Genomic DNA, 16,244 nt, shown 5'->3' on the forward strand with positions numbered 1-16,244 from the left:
CGACCAAAAATTAACGTTTCGAGAATTGGAACTTCTTACGAGCTTTCTTCTGACCAAATTTCTTACGTTCAACCATTCTTGGATCTCTAGTTAATAATCCTTCTGGTTTTAATGCTAATCTGTTCTCAGCATCAATCTCACATAAAACTCTTGAGATTGCTAAACGAACAGCCTCAGCTTGTCCTGTAGTTCCACCACCATATACGTTTACGTTTACATCATAAGCGTCAACTGTTTCAGTTAAAGTAAAAGGTTGCTTTACTTTGTACTGTAATGTTGGAGTTGGGAAATACGTTTCAAATGCTTTTTTGTTTACTGTAATGTTTCCAGTTCCTGGCTTTACGTAAACACGAGCAACAGCGGTCTTTCTACGACCAATTTTGTGAATCACTTCCATGTTACTTTAAATCATTTAAGTTAATTGCAGTTGGTTTTTGAGCTTCTTGTCCGTGCTCTGATCCAACATACACTTTAAGGTTACGGAATAAAGCGCTACCTAATTTGTTTTTTGGTAACATTCCTTTCACTGATTTTTCTACTAATCTTGCTGGATCTTTTTCGTAAAGTTCCGTAGCAGAAAGTGTTCTTTGACCACCTGGATATCCTGTGTGACGAACGTATGTTTTGTCTGTCCACTTGTTTCCAGTTAAGTTGATTTTCTCAGCATTGATAATAATTACATTATCTCCGCAATCAGCATGTGGTGTAAAGCTAGGCTTGTACTTACCTCTAAGTATTTTTGCTACCTTAGAAGCCATACGCCCTAGCGTCTGTCCTTCAGCATCAACTAAAACCCATTGCTTATCTGCAGTAGCTTTGTTTGCTGAAATTGTTTTGTAGCTTAATGTATCCACACTAATTTTTTTAATAATTAAACATTCCTATCTCTTTAAAAGAGTCCGCAAAGGTAAGATTTATTCTGTAGATAACAAATACATTCTGAAGATTCCTTAAAATAGTTGAATGTATTGGTTTTCATTGGCTTACTTTTCAGTTTCTGAACCGTAAATAATTAGTTTTTTATAGCTGCTTTCTATATAAAGATGCGTTTGTACACTAATTGTATTTCAAATTGATTAAAAATTACTTGAAAATTTAATTTTAAAAGTATCTTTGGTCAAATTGCAAGCAATGAAATTTTTGCCAAAAATAAAGAAGTTTATTCGTAATGCCATTATTATTATGGTGTTAAGTTTTTTATTGTTTGAAGTATTGTATAGACACTCTGTGATCGATTTTTACAAAGCAGAAACCTCACATCTGAATAGTGAGGCAGATTTGTCAAATACTGCTGTAGACTTTTTGGTGTTTGGCGATTCCTTTTCTGCTACAGCTAAAAGCATTAATTATATAGATAAGCTACGGGCAAACAATCCAAATGTATCTTTTGTCAATGTAAGTGTACCTGGTATTGGAATCAGGCAAGTAAATACGTTTGCCAGTTCAAAGATCAATCAACACAACCCAAAAGCTATTATTTATCAAATATATGTTGGGAACGATTTGACAGATGTAGATCATTTGTGGAGTTGGGAAAAATTCTCCATAACAAGGAATTTATATTGGGCAGTTTCTGATTATTTTTTAAGCTTGGCATATTTTAATCATAAAGCAGCAGCGTTTAGCCCAAGGGTAAATAGTAGAACGTATACTATGGCGACTAATGTTTTTAAGGAAGAATATTATGATCAGCGAACGAAGCGTTTTTTATATTTTGATGCAGCATATTTTAATAACACATTGATGTTAAAAGAACCTTTTACATCACGTTATGATATTTGGCTTGATGAAATGCATACTTTTTTAGAAACTGTTCCGAATGATATTCCTGTGTATTTAGTATGGATTCCACATTGTTCTCAGGTAAGCTCTTATTACAAGGATAATTTGAATCAATTAGGCGCTGCGTTTCCAGATGAAATTAAAATTCAAGAATCCAATTACCCATTCTTCGCTAAAGCAACAAAGGACTTACAAGCATACACAAATGTCATACAAATAAATCCTTTATCGGTATTTCAAGTCAATGATACGTTTGATCATCGCTTATATTTTGCCAACGATCCACATATTAACAACAATGGTAATGTGGTGTTGAGCGATTTTTTAGAGTCTGAGATTGGATTGGAATAGCTTTTCATCACATTTCGGCTACGCTCAATGTGTTGTAGCATAAACCAATCAACCTATCTATGCTTCTTTTTCTTCAGCAGCACGATCCATGGCTTCTTTTTTTGCTAATAAATTCTTTTGGTAGCGACCTTGAACGATATCTACAATCACTAGTGTGATAATGACAAAGTAGAACGTTGTTTTGCTCATTGGCGTTACTTTGTTTCCAAATAATTCTAAATGTGCTAAATGTCCACCTTCTGACAATAACATGATTCCTACAATAAATAGAATGAAGAGTCCCAATACTTCATACATTTTATTTTTCTGCAAGAAATTCGATACTCTATCTGCCATCACAATCATTAAAAATCCACCTAAAACAATGGCAATAGTCATTAAAATTAATTGTGGTGTGGGATCCATATCACTTGTCAATGCCATAGCGCTTAAAATAGAATCAAACGAGAATACCAAGTTCATAATGACAATCCATATAATCACACTTTTTACGGATTTTTTGCTTTCAGCATCTTCTACTTTTGCATGTTCTTTCATTAACATCATGTGCCAAATTTCCTTGACAGCTGTGTATATTATGAAGACACCACCAGCAAGTACAATCAAACTATGTCCGTTGACATCAAATTCTAAAAATGAATTACTGTGCAAGGATAAAAATGGCTTTTGGAAATATTTAATAAGTTCTAGTAAAACAAATAACAATACAATTCGTAGAATAATTGCCAAACCAACACCCATTTTACGAACATATGATTGCTTGTCTTTTGGTGCTTTTTGTGATTCTAACGAAATGTATAATAAGTTGTCAAATCCTAATACGGCCTGTAATAATACAAGCATGAATAAAGTGAAAAGACTGTCTACGGTTAATAGTTGTTCCATGTTTCTTTATATAGTTATTTATTGATTTCTGTTAGTTGTTCGGTTTCGGGTATTGTTACACTATCTTCTACTTTTTGCACTAATTCTTGTTTTACAGCTGAAAACATTTTTGCTGCAACCAGTTGATTTCCATATTCGCCTGTATGGCAAAAATCAAAATAAATTGTTTTTTCTTCCCCATCAAAAGCATTGCTTATATCAACAAAAGTTGCATCGTTGATCATTAGTGAATCTTTACGTACATTTTCATAAGCCAATGTATATAAGTTTTCATAATACTGTTGCTCTTGGAAGTAACCTTTTTCTGCTTCCGAGAGGATTTCTTTTGAGTAAATATGCGGCTGCATAAAATTGAAGACTTTAAAACCATACGCAGCTTCTAAATTTTTTGAAAGTTGCACAAAACCCATGTAATTTTCGGCAATATTAATTGCTAAAGAATCATTTCGTGCAGTTAATTTTATATAAGAAGATCCAGAATATATTTTACGCTGCATTGTGGTGATGAATCTGTATAAATTACTAGATTTTATAAGTAGTTTAATGCGTTTTTTGTAGCTATGTGCAATTTTAAATTCTTTTTTTCGATTGTAGGCATTTGTTGGCGAACCAGCGGCATTGTTTTGGTGAGCTGAAATGACTTCATTAACACCATCATAAAAAATAACAATATCAGGAATATTCTTTTTTACAAGTTCTCGCTGTAGCTGAATATTCTCAGTAGCACGCGTATATCCGTGACAACCAAAGTTGGTGACTTCCACATTTTGATCGGGAAAGTTTTTATGTATTAAATGCGCTAATTCTGAAGGAATCGTATGTTCATCTCTTGCTCCAGAACTATACATAGTAGAACCGCCAAAGCAAAATATTTTGATAGCTGTAGCAGAATCTTTTAAGCTTGGATTAATTGTTTTTCGCTGTCCGTTGGCATAAATCGTATTGTGTTTTCCTTGCATCGGTTTAAAACGATAATGTAAATACGGTTCCCAAGTCATGTCTTGTTGACGCAATTCTCGGTAAATTACTTTAATATCTTCATCTGTCAAATCTGTGTTTTCATATAAACCAGAAGCAATAATACGTTCTGTGTTTCCGTCAATACCACTTTCGTCATAGTAATTATAAAAAATACCGAGTATAATCTCTAATAAAAAGAAAGTGATCAGGACATTTCTGAAGATAACTAGAGCAAATTTTAGTTTTAGTTTCACAAGACAGTCGTTTATAAAATGTATTTTAATTTTTTATTGAGCTGTATTAAAAAATAACTAGCAACAATAGACAATATAATTGCTACCAAAGTTAAGGATATGGATTCTAAAGTAACAAAATATCTAATAATAAAAACGATCAATGGATGTACTAAATAGATGCCAATAGAATACGATGATAACAACTTGCTATCTACCCTAGCATTCACAGTAAAGGAAAATGTAGATAACAATAATACAGGAGCTGCTATGAAACAGGAAAGACATATAATACTTAACGAACGATCTATGTTATAATAATAATTAAACAAACTCTCTACGGTAAGCAATACAACGCTAAGCATTAGTAATCGGATGATTTGTTTTCTAGTTAGCTGTTTGTGAAAATTAGAACGTCGAATGATATATCCCAGCGCTAAAAATGGCAAATCAAATAATAAAAAATTACGGTGTGTAGGTGTAAAGTTGACTAATTTGACAAGCAGTTCAGGTTCTGTAACGAGTTTTAAATCACCTAATATTTGAATAAAATATCCTATAATGTACAGTATAATGGAACCTATGAGTAAGGTTTTGTTAGAAAGTTTTCGAATGGAGTACAATAGCAATCCGCCGACTAAAAATGAGGCAACATACCATAAATGATTGAAGCCAATAACAATGTTTAATAACAGCTTTGTTGGACTATTGTAATTAGGGATAACCCAAAAGTAGCTGAAAATCAGCATCCATGCCACATACAGAATGGCAATGCGCTTGGCCCAAAGTTTAACACGACCATTCTTAAATATTGTGTATAAAAAGAATCCATTGACACAGAAAAAAAATGGAATTACAGGTCGAAAGATGCCTTTAAAAAAAAGATAATTTACAAATTCATTGTGGTCATATAAAAAATTGCAATGAAAGGCAACAACCAGCAATGAGGCTATAACTTTTAAAATGTCTATTAATAAATTTCGAGGGGAAGCTTGCAAAACAGTATTAACTTTTTGAAGCTTAAATATATACTTTTTCTCATTAACACTATTTTTTTTTGAACCATAATATTAAAATGAATTACAGAATATATTTGAATTTTTTATTGAGTAAAATTAAGAGACAACTCACAATTCCAGACAATAAGATAGTTGTAAAGGTTAAAGATGTCGATTGTAATTTTACAAAACTGTTAACTAGAATGATAATTAACGGATGTGTTAAATATAATGCGATAGAGTAGGATGATAACAATTTACTATTAACTCTCGATGTAACTTTGAAAGAAAAAGCAGCGATTAATAAAATTGGTCCTGCTAATAAAAAGGAAATACTCATATTGAATGAACCATCAGAATTTACAAGATAATTCAACGTACTTTCAGTTATAAGAAAAGCAAAACATATAGTTAACAATGTTATTGTTTGTGTTTTCGATAGTTTCAAATGAAAGTTAGTGCGCCGAATGACATATCCAATACTTAAAAAAGGCAATGCAAAGAATGCAAAATTTCGATGTATAGGAGGAAAATCAATCAATTTAACTAAAATGCTTGGACTTGTAATTACATCAAAATTACTGAGTGTTTGAATGGTGTAACCAATACAATAAACTACAACGGCAATTGAGAGTAAAACTGTGTTCGAAAGCTTACGTAGCTTATATAATAAAAATCCACCTAAAAAAAGCGCTGCCAAATACCATAAATGATTGAACCCAAAAAGTACAGTTGGTATCATCCTCAATGGATTTTCATACACAGGAATAATCCAGTAGTAACTAAAAATCAACATCCAAATAACATACAAAAGACCTATGCGTTTTATCCAAGTTTTAATAAGATCATTCTGAAAAACGGTATACAAAAAGAAACCATTAACCGTAAAAAAAAGTGGAATTGTAATGCGAAATACACCATTACATGTTATGTGATACGCCATTTTATTATAATCGAACAAAAATCCACAATGCGCTGCAATGACAAGAACAGCAGCGATCACTTTAAAAAAATCTAGTAGTATGTTTCGTGAAGCTGTTTGCAATTGGGCTAAGATTTTTCTATCTGAAATATATAGTTTTTTTCTCTTATAACACTTTTCTCTAAAATCAATTTAAAGAAAAGTCCATTTTTAATTGCTAATTGTTTGATATGATCAATTTCACAATCTTCTGATAGAATCATCCATGTGTTTGGTGAAAGATGATGGGGCAATTGTAGAAAGAGTTTTTCAAAATACTCAAAATTTTCACCACAAAACCAAGCACGTTCTTTGTCATTTTGTGGTGCTTTTGGATAGTATGGCGGATTTATGATAATGTAATCAAATTGCTGATTTTGAAGACTTTCAAGCAAATCAGAATATACTACATTTATTGAAATTTCATTATTGATGGCAGCTTCTTTCAATATCCTAATTGCCGTTTGATTGATGTCAGAAGCGGTAACTTTTGCACCTTTAGAAGCTGCAAATAGTGAGATGATTCCTGAGCCACAACCCAATTCTAAAAAGTTTTTGTCTTTTAGATCAAGTGGTTTTATGTATTCTAATAAAATCTTGGTGCTTATAGTAAATTTTGGAGGAAATACTTCCTCATGAATCGCTATCGTAATACCTTCATATGTATATTTTCGCTGTTTTGAAATATACTTATCAAAGAAAAATCGAGCAACAGGATATAATTGTTTTTTGAGTTTTTTAACCATGTTTTAGCAGGATTATTCAGAGTAGAAACCTTCAATTTCTGGTTGACGATATTTCCATATTTTGTGCATAACTTTAATCTCATATGGAAACTTATACCATCCATATTTAAAGCGGTAACCAGAAGCCATTTTGAGCAACCATTTTTTATATCCTTTAATTCTAAAATCAGAAGCAGTAGGATAGTAGCCGTTTAGTACTGTTTCAAAATTTTGAATTTTGTCAATCATATATGGTTTTAACCAAGGTGTTAATGGATTTCTTCGTAAATCAAATTTTTCCCAACTTGGTTCAATCCATTCTTCAAGTTTGGTTGGGAATGAAAACCCTGCATCAATGATTTGCTGATATAATTCGGAACCTTCGGTTGGTACAGGACTGTATAAATAGATAATGATTTCCGCTTCAGGATTGATGCTTTTTATCTCGCGAATAAAATTTATATCCCATAAAATTTGTTCGTACACTTTTTTCTCGTCAGGTCCAGGCAAACCTAATACAAATGATAATTCAGGAATGATATCCACATCTTTCATACGCTTCACAAAATCTTTAATCATTTGTCCCGATTGTGTTCCGCCTTTGTTCATTTGCTTCAACACTTCATCATTTCCTGTTTCTGCACCCAAAAAGATCATACGACAGCCTGCTTTTCGCATGTAATGCAAATCTTCATCCGAATATTTATTAATCGTATCAATACGACCTTCTCCCCACCATTGAATATTTTCATCCATCATGAGTTTGGAAAATTCTAACACACGTTTTTTGGATGTGAAAAAGTTATTATCGTGAAATTCTACAGCGTCAATTCCGTATTTTTCTTTAAAGTATTTGACATCTTTAAATACACTTTCGGCAGATTTTGCTTTCCAACGCGCATTATAAATAGGAACAACTGCACAAAACGAACAGGTAAAAGGACAGCCCATGCTAGAATGATACGCAAAAGTTTTTTGTCCCATAAAGGTTTTCGCTAAATAACGCTCCAGCGGATAAAAGGTATTAAAATATTGATATGGATATGGAGGCAATGCGTCTTGATCGAGTAGTGCTTCTTTGACGGTTTGCACAATTTTACCATCCTCATCTTTAAAGATTAAATTGCGAATCAACGTTAATTTCTCATCGCTTTTTCCTTCCAAAGCATCTAACAATTTCGGAAACGTATTGTCACCAGGTCCGTTGATAATATAATCTACATAACCAGAATTCAAACAAACTTTATATTGATTGGAAGCAAAATATCCACCCCAAATATTAATAGAGTTAGGATACAATTCTTTAATCTTTTTGGCATAAGGAATTGCCTGCTTCAATTGCGGTCCAGGCATTACTGTCAAACAAAAATATTTGAATTCTCCCGTAGCAAAATATTCTGAAATCTTGAGCCAAGGATCTTTTTCCATGTTTCCATCAATAAAAACATAATCGTACTTTCCATGAATAGCCGCACCAACCTGAATAATGGTATTCGGTAAACGATGCTTTGCATTGGCGCTTCGTGGATTAAATATGATAATTTTGTTTCTCATTAGTTTCCGAAGATTTCATTTCTGTTTGCTAAAATAAAACTTGAGAGTATATCTGCAAAGATTTGATTTGCTTTTCCATTTGGATGTGTGTCAAGCTCATTCAAAATGTATTTAAATAAATTTTTATCTTCAAAAAAACTAGAAGCTTCTAAAAATAAAAGATCATTTTTTTCTGCCAATGATTGTATTTGGGATACACGTTCAGGATCGTAAATTAAATCTAGATAAAATATAAGGCCTTTAATATTATTTCTAATAAAAATATTCTGAAAATCTTGAAATTGATTATCCATATATTTTATATGTTCAGGTTTGTAGTTGGTAGGTTCTACTTCTTTTGAATTCAGCTTTATTTGCAATAATTTTTTCAGATAAGAATCCCAAAAGACATTTTTCTTGGGTTTTATAGTAAAATTATCCATGGAGAAATCAGTCCCTACACGATAATGATCGTTGGAAGCACAGAAACCAATCACAACTAAATCAGGGTTGTATTTAAGTGCATTTTGCTCCAAAATTATTTTATATTCTGTCAAGGAATATCCAGAGACACCAAAATTAAAGACTTCGAATTTTGACTCATCATGTGATTGATTTAATAACTCTTCTGTGCTTGTGACATACATTTCTTGTTCAGAAACACCTGTTCCCATCGTAAAAGAATCTCCTAAAACGGCAATTTTTTTAGTATTAGATGTTAACTCATGACTCTTGTCGCGAAACCCTTCTTCATTGGTATGGAAATCAACTAACTTGTACTTTGTATCTAAATTGGGGATTAAATCATACACTAAACCTTTTGTGTCGGAATATTGTATCAGATCAGAATTATCTAAAACACCAAAAGAATTGGTTCGTGAATACGAAAAAGCGGCACCGCCAAAGAAGTAAACTCTCGCGATAACTTCGCTAAGAATTAAACTAAGTAAAATTCCAATTATAATTGATACAATCTTGGCTTTTAGTTGCTTCATCTAGGTATTTTATTCTTAAAAAGAAAAGTGTATAATTTATTGTTTTATAAAGGTAGAAATAAAAAGAGTGAAAATGCTACAACAGTAGCATTTTCACTCTTAAAAAACTTAAATAGCTAATTTAACTATTGTTTTTCTATTAAACCTTTAACCTTTTGTTTTCTTCTTTAAGTTCTTTCATTTCTTTATATAACTCAATCATATATATTTAATTCTTCCACTTTTTGAAGTAGCTTTGCATCCATTTCTCCTCGAGAAATTCCATTTTCTTGTATTTCGTTTACAAATTTCTTCAATTCTATACCCGTAAATAACGCCTTTGATTAAATGTGCGTTTGGATGTATGGTTGCCTGTTCAAAGAAATCTTTAAAAGTGGCTTCACTGTTTTACGAATTCTTGAAGTTTAGCTTCGTTAAAACCCGTGAGCCAAGTTATTACTTGATGTTGTTCTTCTATGGTTCTGCCTTTTTTTTATTTTGGTGATATAATGTGGGTATACAGAGCGAAATTTCATTTTAGCAATTCTTTCGTTGTGTTCGGGAGTTACTTTCATGTTTCTAGATTTTTAGGTGTAAAAAAAAATTACAATTATCTTCATCAAACTCAAAAACAAGCGTAGACAATAACTACTTTTTTTAAATTCCATACACATTCTTTTCTTAGACACTGTATATTTGTTTTACTACAACAACCGCCAAAAAGAAATATTTTGTTGAAAAAACTTTTTTTAAAATCACTTAAAAATCTGATTATTATTATTGGAATTACGTTTGTATTGCTTGAAATTGTATTGGCTATTTACATTCGCGTTGCGAAAATAAAAATTGAATTACCTACCTATACATTTCAAAATACACACAATTTTTGGTTTGATTTGGATGAGAATTTTGGAACAAGACATCTGGCAAATGATGTGTATCGACAGAAAAAATATTGCTTTGATGTAACTTATGAGGCAAATTCAAAAGGATTTCGAGATGTAGAACGTGAGTTACAAAGTACAAGCCATAGAGTGATAGCTTTAGGAGATTCATTTACTGAAGGAATTGGTGTGAATTTGGAAGACCGTTTAACCAATCTTTTAGAAGAAAACACAAATATTCCACATTTAAATTTTGGTTTGGCAGGAAATTTTGGCCCAACCCAATATTGGATGTTGTATAAGACACATGCCATTGAATATACACACGATGCTGTTTTGGTAGGAGTTTTACCTTCCAACGATTTTATTGATGATGATTATGAAATTGGATTGCAAGTTGGCGGTTATCGTTACCGTCCGTTTCTAAAAGGTGATTATCCAAATTACGAATTGGTATATCACATTAAAAACATAGAGAATTCTAGAGCACGACCGCGTAATCCGCATTTTATCAATAAGTTTTTAAAGAATTTTACACATTCGTATAATATGTATTATTACTTGCGAACGAAACGAAAAATAAGTGCCATTCCAAAAGATCAATTGTTGGAAGAAACTAAAATTCCAAGCTATTTCAATTTTACAGAAGCACAATTTGATCGTTTGCACTACACGATAAAACAAATTAAAACCTTGGCAGGGAATCGTCCTGTGATGGTATACAGCATTCCAATTGAAAAAGAAATCAAATCCTATCGCGAACACAAAAAAAATCCGTTAGGAAAACAATTAAAAGCTGTTTGTGATAGTCTGGATGTAGAGTATTTAGACTTACTCCCAAAGACAGATCAATTTTTAGAAGAAGAATATAAAACTTTGTATTTACCCTGTGATGGACATTGGAGTGAAGCTGGAAATGCATTCGCGAAAAAAGAAATAGAATCATTTTTTAGCTATTATCAATAATAATATGACAACAGAAAATCTAGATACGATTTATATTGAATTGTTGGTGCAAGCTTGCCAAATAGAAGCCAAAAATATTTGGATGCAAGGAAGCTTGGAAGTTCGTATTGGCTCAAAAAAACCATACGAAGGAAGCGATATTATTATGGCAGATTTGTTTATGGAAAGTATGAAGAGAGAAGGAACGTATTTTATTTTTTCATGTAGCTGTGGAATTCGAGAATGTGGAGGCTGTGACCAAGGAATAGAAGTAAAGCATGAAAAAAATGTGATTGTTTGGAATATGTTAGACCACAATAAAACTTACCGCTTTGATCGCAAGCGTATCGAGGCTGATATTGAAGAAGCAATCCAAGAAGTTAAAAATTACAAAGCCTATTTTAAGAAGAAAGAGATCGAATATGTGGGTTTTGGATATAATTTGAATTCGAATGCGTGATTTTATCAAAAAATACCAAGATTATATCGGACTACTGTTATTGTGGTTGTTACTGATAATCATCATCAATCCGATTGGAGATTTTCCGCTGAATGACGATTGGTGTTATGGGAAATCTGTTAAAACCTTATACGAAGATGGATACCTAAAACTCTATAATTGGGGAGAAATGACCTTGGTTGGACAAGTATATTGGGGTTACTTTTTTACGGAAATCTTTGGCTTTTCCTTTACAGTTTTAAGATGGTCTACACTGGTCTTAGGGTTTGCAACGATTATTGGAATTTATAAACTCCTTACCTTGGCAAAACTGTCGCGTTGGGCAAAATTGATTGGTGTTTTATTATGTGTGATGAATCCAATCTTTTTGTCGTTATCGTTTTCATTCATGACCGATATTCCTTTTATGTGTGTGACGATTTGGGTATTTTATTTCTTTACGAAAGCTTTAAAAACTGATACATGGCAACCAATTCTTTGGGCAATTCTCTTCTGTTATTTTGCTTTTCTAATCCGTCAATTAGCATGGGTTTTCCCAATTGTATGGTTGATTACGTTTGTCATTGTAAAAGAACGAAACGCTAAAAATCTATTGAAAGCAATTACGCCACTGTTAGCTGTGATTTTGTTTTCCTTGGTTTTTTCATACATCATGGAGTCGAATGATTTGTTGCAAGAGCGTTACAATACCAAATTCGGTTTGCTTATAGAAAATATTAAAGGACTTCGTAAAGGATTACTAATTATCATTTTTTCGTATTTCTTTGAAAGTATTGCGTATCTAGGATTTTTACTGTTGCCAATTCACCTAGTATACATCAATCGTTATACATTTAAAGGATATAAAATTGCTGCTTTACTTTGGACAGTTGGAATTACTGCCTATTTGATGCGTCTTGGAAAAGTATTACCAAGTTTAGACAACATCTGGATCGATTTTGGTGTTGGACCAACAACCTTGTACGATCATGGTGGAAACTTTACCCAAAGTCCCGATCCGACTGCGCCAAATTGGTTTTGGCAAGTGATAACTTGTATTGGAATCTTTTCTAGTGTTGCATTGATTTTTCACATTCGTGAGATGGTATTTTCTATGTTTAAAAAGAAAAAAGTGGATTCACTTGTAGTGTTATCATTCGTATTCTTTTTAGTGTATTTAACGCCTTTCCTAATAGTTGGTGTGTATGACCGCTATTTATTGCCATTATTTCCAATTGCGATTGTCTTTTTGGGTGTGAATTCGCCAAAAGTTCCCCAAAAAATATATCAATATTGCACCTACGGTTTTCTTGGATTACTCACTTGGTTTTCTGTCAGTGCAGTTCACGATCATTTGTCTTGGAATCGCATACGTTGGGAAGTGTTAAACAAACTCACGGAAACCATTCCTAAAAATAGAATACAAGGCGGCGTTGAGTATGTAACGTGGAACTTTTTCTCTGAAGAACAAGAAAAATGGTGGGAAAATGTGAATGAAAAATATACCTTGGTCTTTAAACCAAACGAACATCAACAAGTAGTTGAAAAATATGAATATTCACGTTGGTTACCTGGAAAAGGAGAAATGTATTTGGTAACAGCTAAAAATTAGAAAATATTTTTTGCCTGTAGATTAAAAAAACATTCAAACGGACGGTTAGAGTTTGATAAGTCATTGCGAGAATTTCATAGAAATTTGTAGCAATCTGTTTGTTAGAAAAATTGCTTTGTATATGATTTAGGTAAATTACTTCGTCATCCTTCTCGTAATGACGAATTACAAAAAGCTTAAAACAAGTTTTTTAGTAAAATAGTTATTTAACCTTCTGAATCAAATAATTAGGATTGCTGTCTATGATCTTATAATTATCATTCTTTTTGATGTCTTTGATAAAGTCTGAACTTCCAAAATTTAAATGATCTGCGGAATCATCCAATAAGATAAATCCGTTTACTTTTAATTTTGAATCTACATTTTCAAAATCTTTTTTGGTTTGCTCGTAGGAATGATCTCCGTCAATATATGCAAACGAAATCTCTTATTGAATGCTAAATGTTCTATCAAAAACATCTGTGAATTCATTCGTTGTGTTCCATGTGTTAAAAAAAGCTTCCGAAGGAGAATGACACGTATGTGTTTTTGCATTTGGATGCAATAATGTTGCTGCATTCACAAAAGCATTCTGTATATACGTTACATAAGCTTTTCTGCTCACATTAGGCTTTCCATCTATATGTTATTCAATAGTTCCTGTATGATCTTTGAAACCTTCATATATCCAAGCGTCACAACCTACAAAACGGTGTTTTTTACCATGTTTTTCTAATAGATGTAACATCACATTGGTAGACAAACCTGCATACGATCCTATTTCAAAAACAATTCCGTCACTAGGCATGTGTTGAATGGCATAATCCATTAAATAGATATTGCCTTCAAGCAACATTCCTTCACCAATAATAGTAGCTTTAATCCTGTAAAGGAAGTAATCGTTATTGATGGTTTTGTATTGTTTTTTAAAAATATTGCGAATGCTCTTTTTCATGTTGTGAATATTGAATGAATTGATTCCACAAGGTGATTACGATGAAGTCAAATGTATTGATTTTTTAGAAAAGTATAGGAATACTTAGTTGTTGTTATTTATATATAATTTCTCTTGTGAGTATATGATCGAGTCTACCGTTCTGAGAAGATTCTTTTTTAATCCAATTGTCAAATTGATCGAATTGATATGTATTCTTGATGGTTGAAATTAAAGAATTTTTAGCATCATACTCTTTTATTTCAATGATCATTTCATCATCATATGTAAATATATAGTGTTTGCTTTGTGTTGGAGTTACATAATCTGACAGTTTTGATGTAGTGACGAGTTGCTTTTCATCATAATTTTTTACTTCAAGCGTATTTGTAATGGTATCATTCGTTTCCATATCTATATACAATTGTGCTAATGAGCTTTCTTTCAGTTTATTCTCAGAAGTGTACCTATATTTTCCAATATATTTGAATTCCATTTCATCATCTTTATGTTCAGAACGAGTTGCAATTAGCAAAGTGTCGTTATAAAAATAATTGACCGTAAAGGTTGCGTTGTTGCTGGTATAATGCACAACTTCTTTTTTAAGTTTTTGATTTTTATTGTAATGACACTCAATATTTGTAGTGTCTTAAGAGAAAGAATAATATTGATTCGAACGAATTATTTGATCGAGGTCATTATATTTTTTTTCAGTGATAAAGAGTGTATCTTGCTTTTTTCTCTTTACATCAATTGTATATTCTGTAATTTGAGTTGCTTTTTTTGTGAGCCCATTCTTTAATAACTTCTTGTTGTTATGACAACTGATTAAAGAAAGAGAAAAAAGTAAAATAGGGATGATTTATTTCATTTTAAATGTTCAATATATATGCTAAGATAAAGTTTGAAATATATAGTCTGCTATGAAAACCTATTTTTTAAACACTTTTGGATATGTAATGATAAATTTGGTGCCCAATTTCCCATCAGATTCTACACGAATAGTTCCATTATGCTTTTTAATAATTTTTTTGACAATAGAAAGTCCTAAGCCTGTACTTTCATAAATGACTTTTTCTTGCAATGTTTGAAATACTTCGAATATTTTTTTGTGATATTTTGGAGCAATGCCTGAACCATTGCCTTCAAATATCAATTCACAAGAATTTGATTTTTCAACGCTCGAAATTGTAATTTCACAAACTTCTTTATCGTTATATTTTACAGCATTGCTAATCAAATTAGAAACTACCTGCGAGATTTGCATTTTATCTCCTGTAATTTCTGGTAATATTCCTTTGGTGGTAAAAACAGTTGTGGGGTCTTGGTAGTTTTTGCGTAGGCTTTAATCATGGAATTTAGATCAACAGTTTCTGGCATGATTTTCCCAATTTTAGAATAACGCAAAATACCATTAATCAAGTTTTCAAGGCGTTTTACACGTCCTTGCATGGTGTCTAAATGATCGTAAACATCTTCAGTTTCACCAGCTTCTAAATCTTCCTTAATGAAATCTGTCAAACTTTAGATTTCTCGAATTGGTGTTCATAAATCATGTGAAGTGATATAAGCAAACTTTTCTAATTCTTTGTTTTTTAATTCAGTATCGTCTACATTTTGATTCAATTCTTTTAGCTTTCGAAAACTATCTAATCCAGTTCGTACTACTAAAAACACTAATAACGATCCCATAAAAAAGATAAGACCAGAAAGTATGGCCAATAGTTCCGTTTGTCCTAAAGTAACAACAGTAGCTGCGGCTAAATATCCTGCTAAAAATATGAACATCAACAGGCGTAATTTTTTCCAATTACCTCTCAATTCACTGTTTGGAAGTGTATCAAAAATCTTTTTGGTATTACCTGCACTTAATAGCATAATAAATGCTCCTAAAAGAATTAGGGCTGCTATGAGATAGTCAGAAAAGTACATAAGATTTCTAAAAAGTTAGTATCATATTCGTGTATATTCATAAATTTAACAATGTGATTTAGAGGATTTTTGTTTGAAAACCACATAAATGTAGTATGAACTGAACAGAAATACAAT

Annotated in this window: 20 protein-coding genes and 1 pseudogene; 4 read left to right on the forward strand and 17 right to left on the reverse strand. The window is 31.9% G+C overall.

Annotated elements, in window-relative coordinates; genetic code table 11:
- Positions 1–10: 10 nt before the first annotated feature.
- Entirely contained in the window at positions 11–397 is a 387-nt protein-coding gene (gene rpsI / locus MK119_RS14225) for a 30S ribosomal protein S9 (RefSeq protein ID WP_290680008.1), read from the reverse strand.
- 1 nt (position 398) lies between these two features.
- The gene (gene rplM / locus MK119_RS14230) at positions 399–854 is read right to left on the reverse strand and encodes a 50S ribosomal protein L13 (protein ID WP_290680010.1); all 456 of its coding nucleotides are present in this window, start codon (positions 852–854) and stop codon (positions 399–401) included.
- Positions 855–1,131: 277 nt separating this feature from the next.
- On the opposite strand from rplM, the gene MK119_RS14235 reads away from it, so the two are divergent.
- The gene (locus MK119_RS14235) at positions 1,132–2,133 is read left to right on the forward strand and encodes a hypothetical protein (protein ID WP_290680012.1); all 1,002 of its coding nucleotides are present in this window, start codon (positions 1,132–1,134) and stop codon (positions 2,131–2,133) included.
- 57 nt (positions 2,134–2,190) lie between these two features.
- Here MK119_RS14235 and MK119_RS14240 read toward each other — a convergent pair whose 3' ends face one another.
- The 8 genes and pseudogenes from MK119_RS14240 to MK119_RS14275 form a co-directional block, all read right to left on the reverse strand.
- Positions 2,191–3,018, reverse strand: a complete 828-nt coding sequence (locus MK119_RS14240) for a tellurium resistance protein TerC (protein WP_290680014.1) — start codon at positions 3,016–3,018, stop codon at positions 2,191–2,193.
- A 14-nt stretch (positions 3,019–3,032) separates the two neighbouring features.
- A complete protein-coding gene (locus MK119_RS14245) occupies positions 3,033–4,232 on the reverse strand; it encodes an SGNH/GDSL hydrolase family protein (protein WP_290680016.1) in 1,200 nt (399 codons plus the stop codon).
- An 11-nt stretch (positions 4,233–4,243) separates the two neighbouring features.
- A complete protein-coding gene (locus MK119_RS14250) occupies positions 4,244–5,209 on the reverse strand; it encodes an acyltransferase (RefSeq protein WP_290680017.1) in 966 nt (321 codons plus the stop codon).
- Positions 5,210–5,291: 82 nt separating this feature from the next.
- Positions 5,292–6,254: an acyltransferase gene (locus MK119_RS14255; protein ID WP_290680019.1), complete on the reverse strand. Its 963-nt coding sequence runs from the start codon at positions 6,252–6,254 to the stop codon at positions 5,292–5,294.
- Positions 6,255–6,259: 5 nt separating this feature from the next.
- Positions 6,260–6,916 carry a methyltransferase gene (locus MK119_RS14260; protein ID WP_290680021.1) on the reverse strand — a complete coding sequence of 219 codons (657 nt, stop codon included), beginning with the start codon at positions 6,914–6,916 and terminating at the stop codon, positions 6,260–6,262.
- Between the two features lie 12 nt (positions 6,917–6,928).
- The gene (locus MK119_RS14265) at positions 6,929–8,449 is read right to left on the reverse strand and encodes a radical SAM protein (RefSeq protein ID WP_290680022.1); all 1,521 of its coding nucleotides are present in this window, start codon (positions 8,447–8,449) and stop codon (positions 6,929–6,931) included.
- Positions 8,449–9,423 carry an SGNH/GDSL hydrolase family protein gene (locus tag MK119_RS14270; protein ID WP_290680024.1) on the reverse strand — a complete coding sequence of 325 codons (975 nt, stop codon included), beginning with the start codon at positions 9,421–9,423 and terminating at the stop codon, positions 8,449–8,451. The genes MK119_RS14265 and MK119_RS14270 overlap by 1 nt, the downstream gene beginning before the upstream one ends.
- 285 nt (positions 9,424–9,708) lie before the next feature.
- Positions 9,709–9,977, reverse strand: a pseudogene (locus tag MK119_RS14275) (DUF2200 family protein); the annotation flags it as partial.
- Positions 9,978–10,136: 159 nt separating this feature from the next.
- Here MK119_RS14275 and MK119_RS14280 point away from each other — a divergent pair.
- Genes MK119_RS14280 through MK119_RS14290 form a run of 3 tightly spaced genes read left to right on the forward strand, consistent with a single transcriptional unit; the run spans position 10,137 to position 13,282 of the window.
- Positions 10,137–11,252: a hypothetical protein gene (locus tag MK119_RS14280; RefSeq protein ID WP_290680026.1), complete on the forward strand. Its 1,116-nt coding sequence runs from the start codon at positions 10,137–10,139 to the stop codon at positions 11,250–11,252.
- 4 nt (positions 11,253–11,256) lie between these two features.
- Positions 11,257–11,691 (forward strand): hypothetical protein, encoded by a 435-nt coding sequence (locus tag MK119_RS14285; protein WP_290680028.1) that lies wholly within the window; start codon positions 11,257–11,259, stop codon positions 11,689–11,691.
- Positions 11,684–13,282: a glycosyltransferase family 39 protein gene (locus MK119_RS14290; RefSeq protein ID WP_290680030.1), complete on the forward strand. Its 1,599-nt coding sequence runs from the start codon at positions 11,684–11,686 to the stop codon at positions 13,280–13,282. Before MK119_RS14285 ends, MK119_RS14290 begins: the two co-directional genes overlap by 8 nt.
- A gap of 202 nt (positions 13,283–13,484) precedes the next feature.
- Here MK119_RS14290 and MK119_RS24330 read toward each other — a convergent pair whose 3' ends face one another.
- The 7 genes from MK119_RS24330 to MK119_RS14320 form a co-directional block, all read right to left on the reverse strand.
- On the reverse strand, positions 13,485–13,706 hold the full coding sequence (locus MK119_RS24330; protein ID WP_366512821.1) for a class I SAM-dependent methyltransferase: 222 nt from the start codon (positions 13,704–13,706) through the stop codon (positions 13,485–13,487).
- 3 nt (positions 13,707–13,709) lie between these two features.
- The gene (locus MK119_RS14295) at positions 13,710–13,886 is read right to left on the reverse strand and encodes a hypothetical protein (protein WP_290680032.1); all 177 of its coding nucleotides are present in this window, start codon (positions 13,884–13,886) and stop codon (positions 13,710–13,712) included.
- Between the two features lie 21 nt (positions 13,887–13,907).
- Entirely contained in the window at positions 13,908–14,216 is a 309-nt protein-coding gene (locus tag MK119_RS14300) for a hypothetical protein (RefSeq protein WP_290680034.1), read from the reverse strand.
- Positions 14,217–14,310: 94 nt separating this feature from the next.
- On the reverse strand, positions 14,311–14,787 hold the full coding sequence (locus MK119_RS14305; protein WP_290680036.1) for a hypothetical protein: 477 nt from the start codon (positions 14,785–14,787) through the stop codon (positions 14,311–14,313).
- 339 nt (positions 14,788–15,126) lie between these two features.
- On the reverse strand, positions 15,127–15,462 hold the full coding sequence (locus MK119_RS14310; RefSeq protein WP_290680038.1) for a sensor histidine kinase: 336 nt from the start codon (positions 15,460–15,462) through the stop codon (positions 15,127–15,129).
- A complete protein-coding gene (locus tag MK119_RS14315) occupies positions 15,444–15,716 on the reverse strand; it encodes a hypothetical protein (RefSeq protein WP_290680040.1) in 273 nt (90 codons plus the stop codon). Before MK119_RS14315 ends, MK119_RS14310 begins: the two co-directional genes overlap by 19 nt.
- Positions 15,717–15,740: 24 nt before the next feature.
- A complete protein-coding gene (locus MK119_RS14320) occupies positions 15,741–16,127 on the reverse strand; it encodes a hypothetical protein (RefSeq protein ID WP_290680042.1) in 387 nt (128 codons plus the stop codon).
- Positions 16,128–16,244: the final 117 nt, after the last annotated feature.

The sequence above is a fragment of the Kordia sp. genome, from assembly GCF_022447245.1.
Classification (GTDB): Bacteria; Bacteroidota; Bacteroidia; order Flavobacteriales; family Flavobacteriaceae; genus Kordia.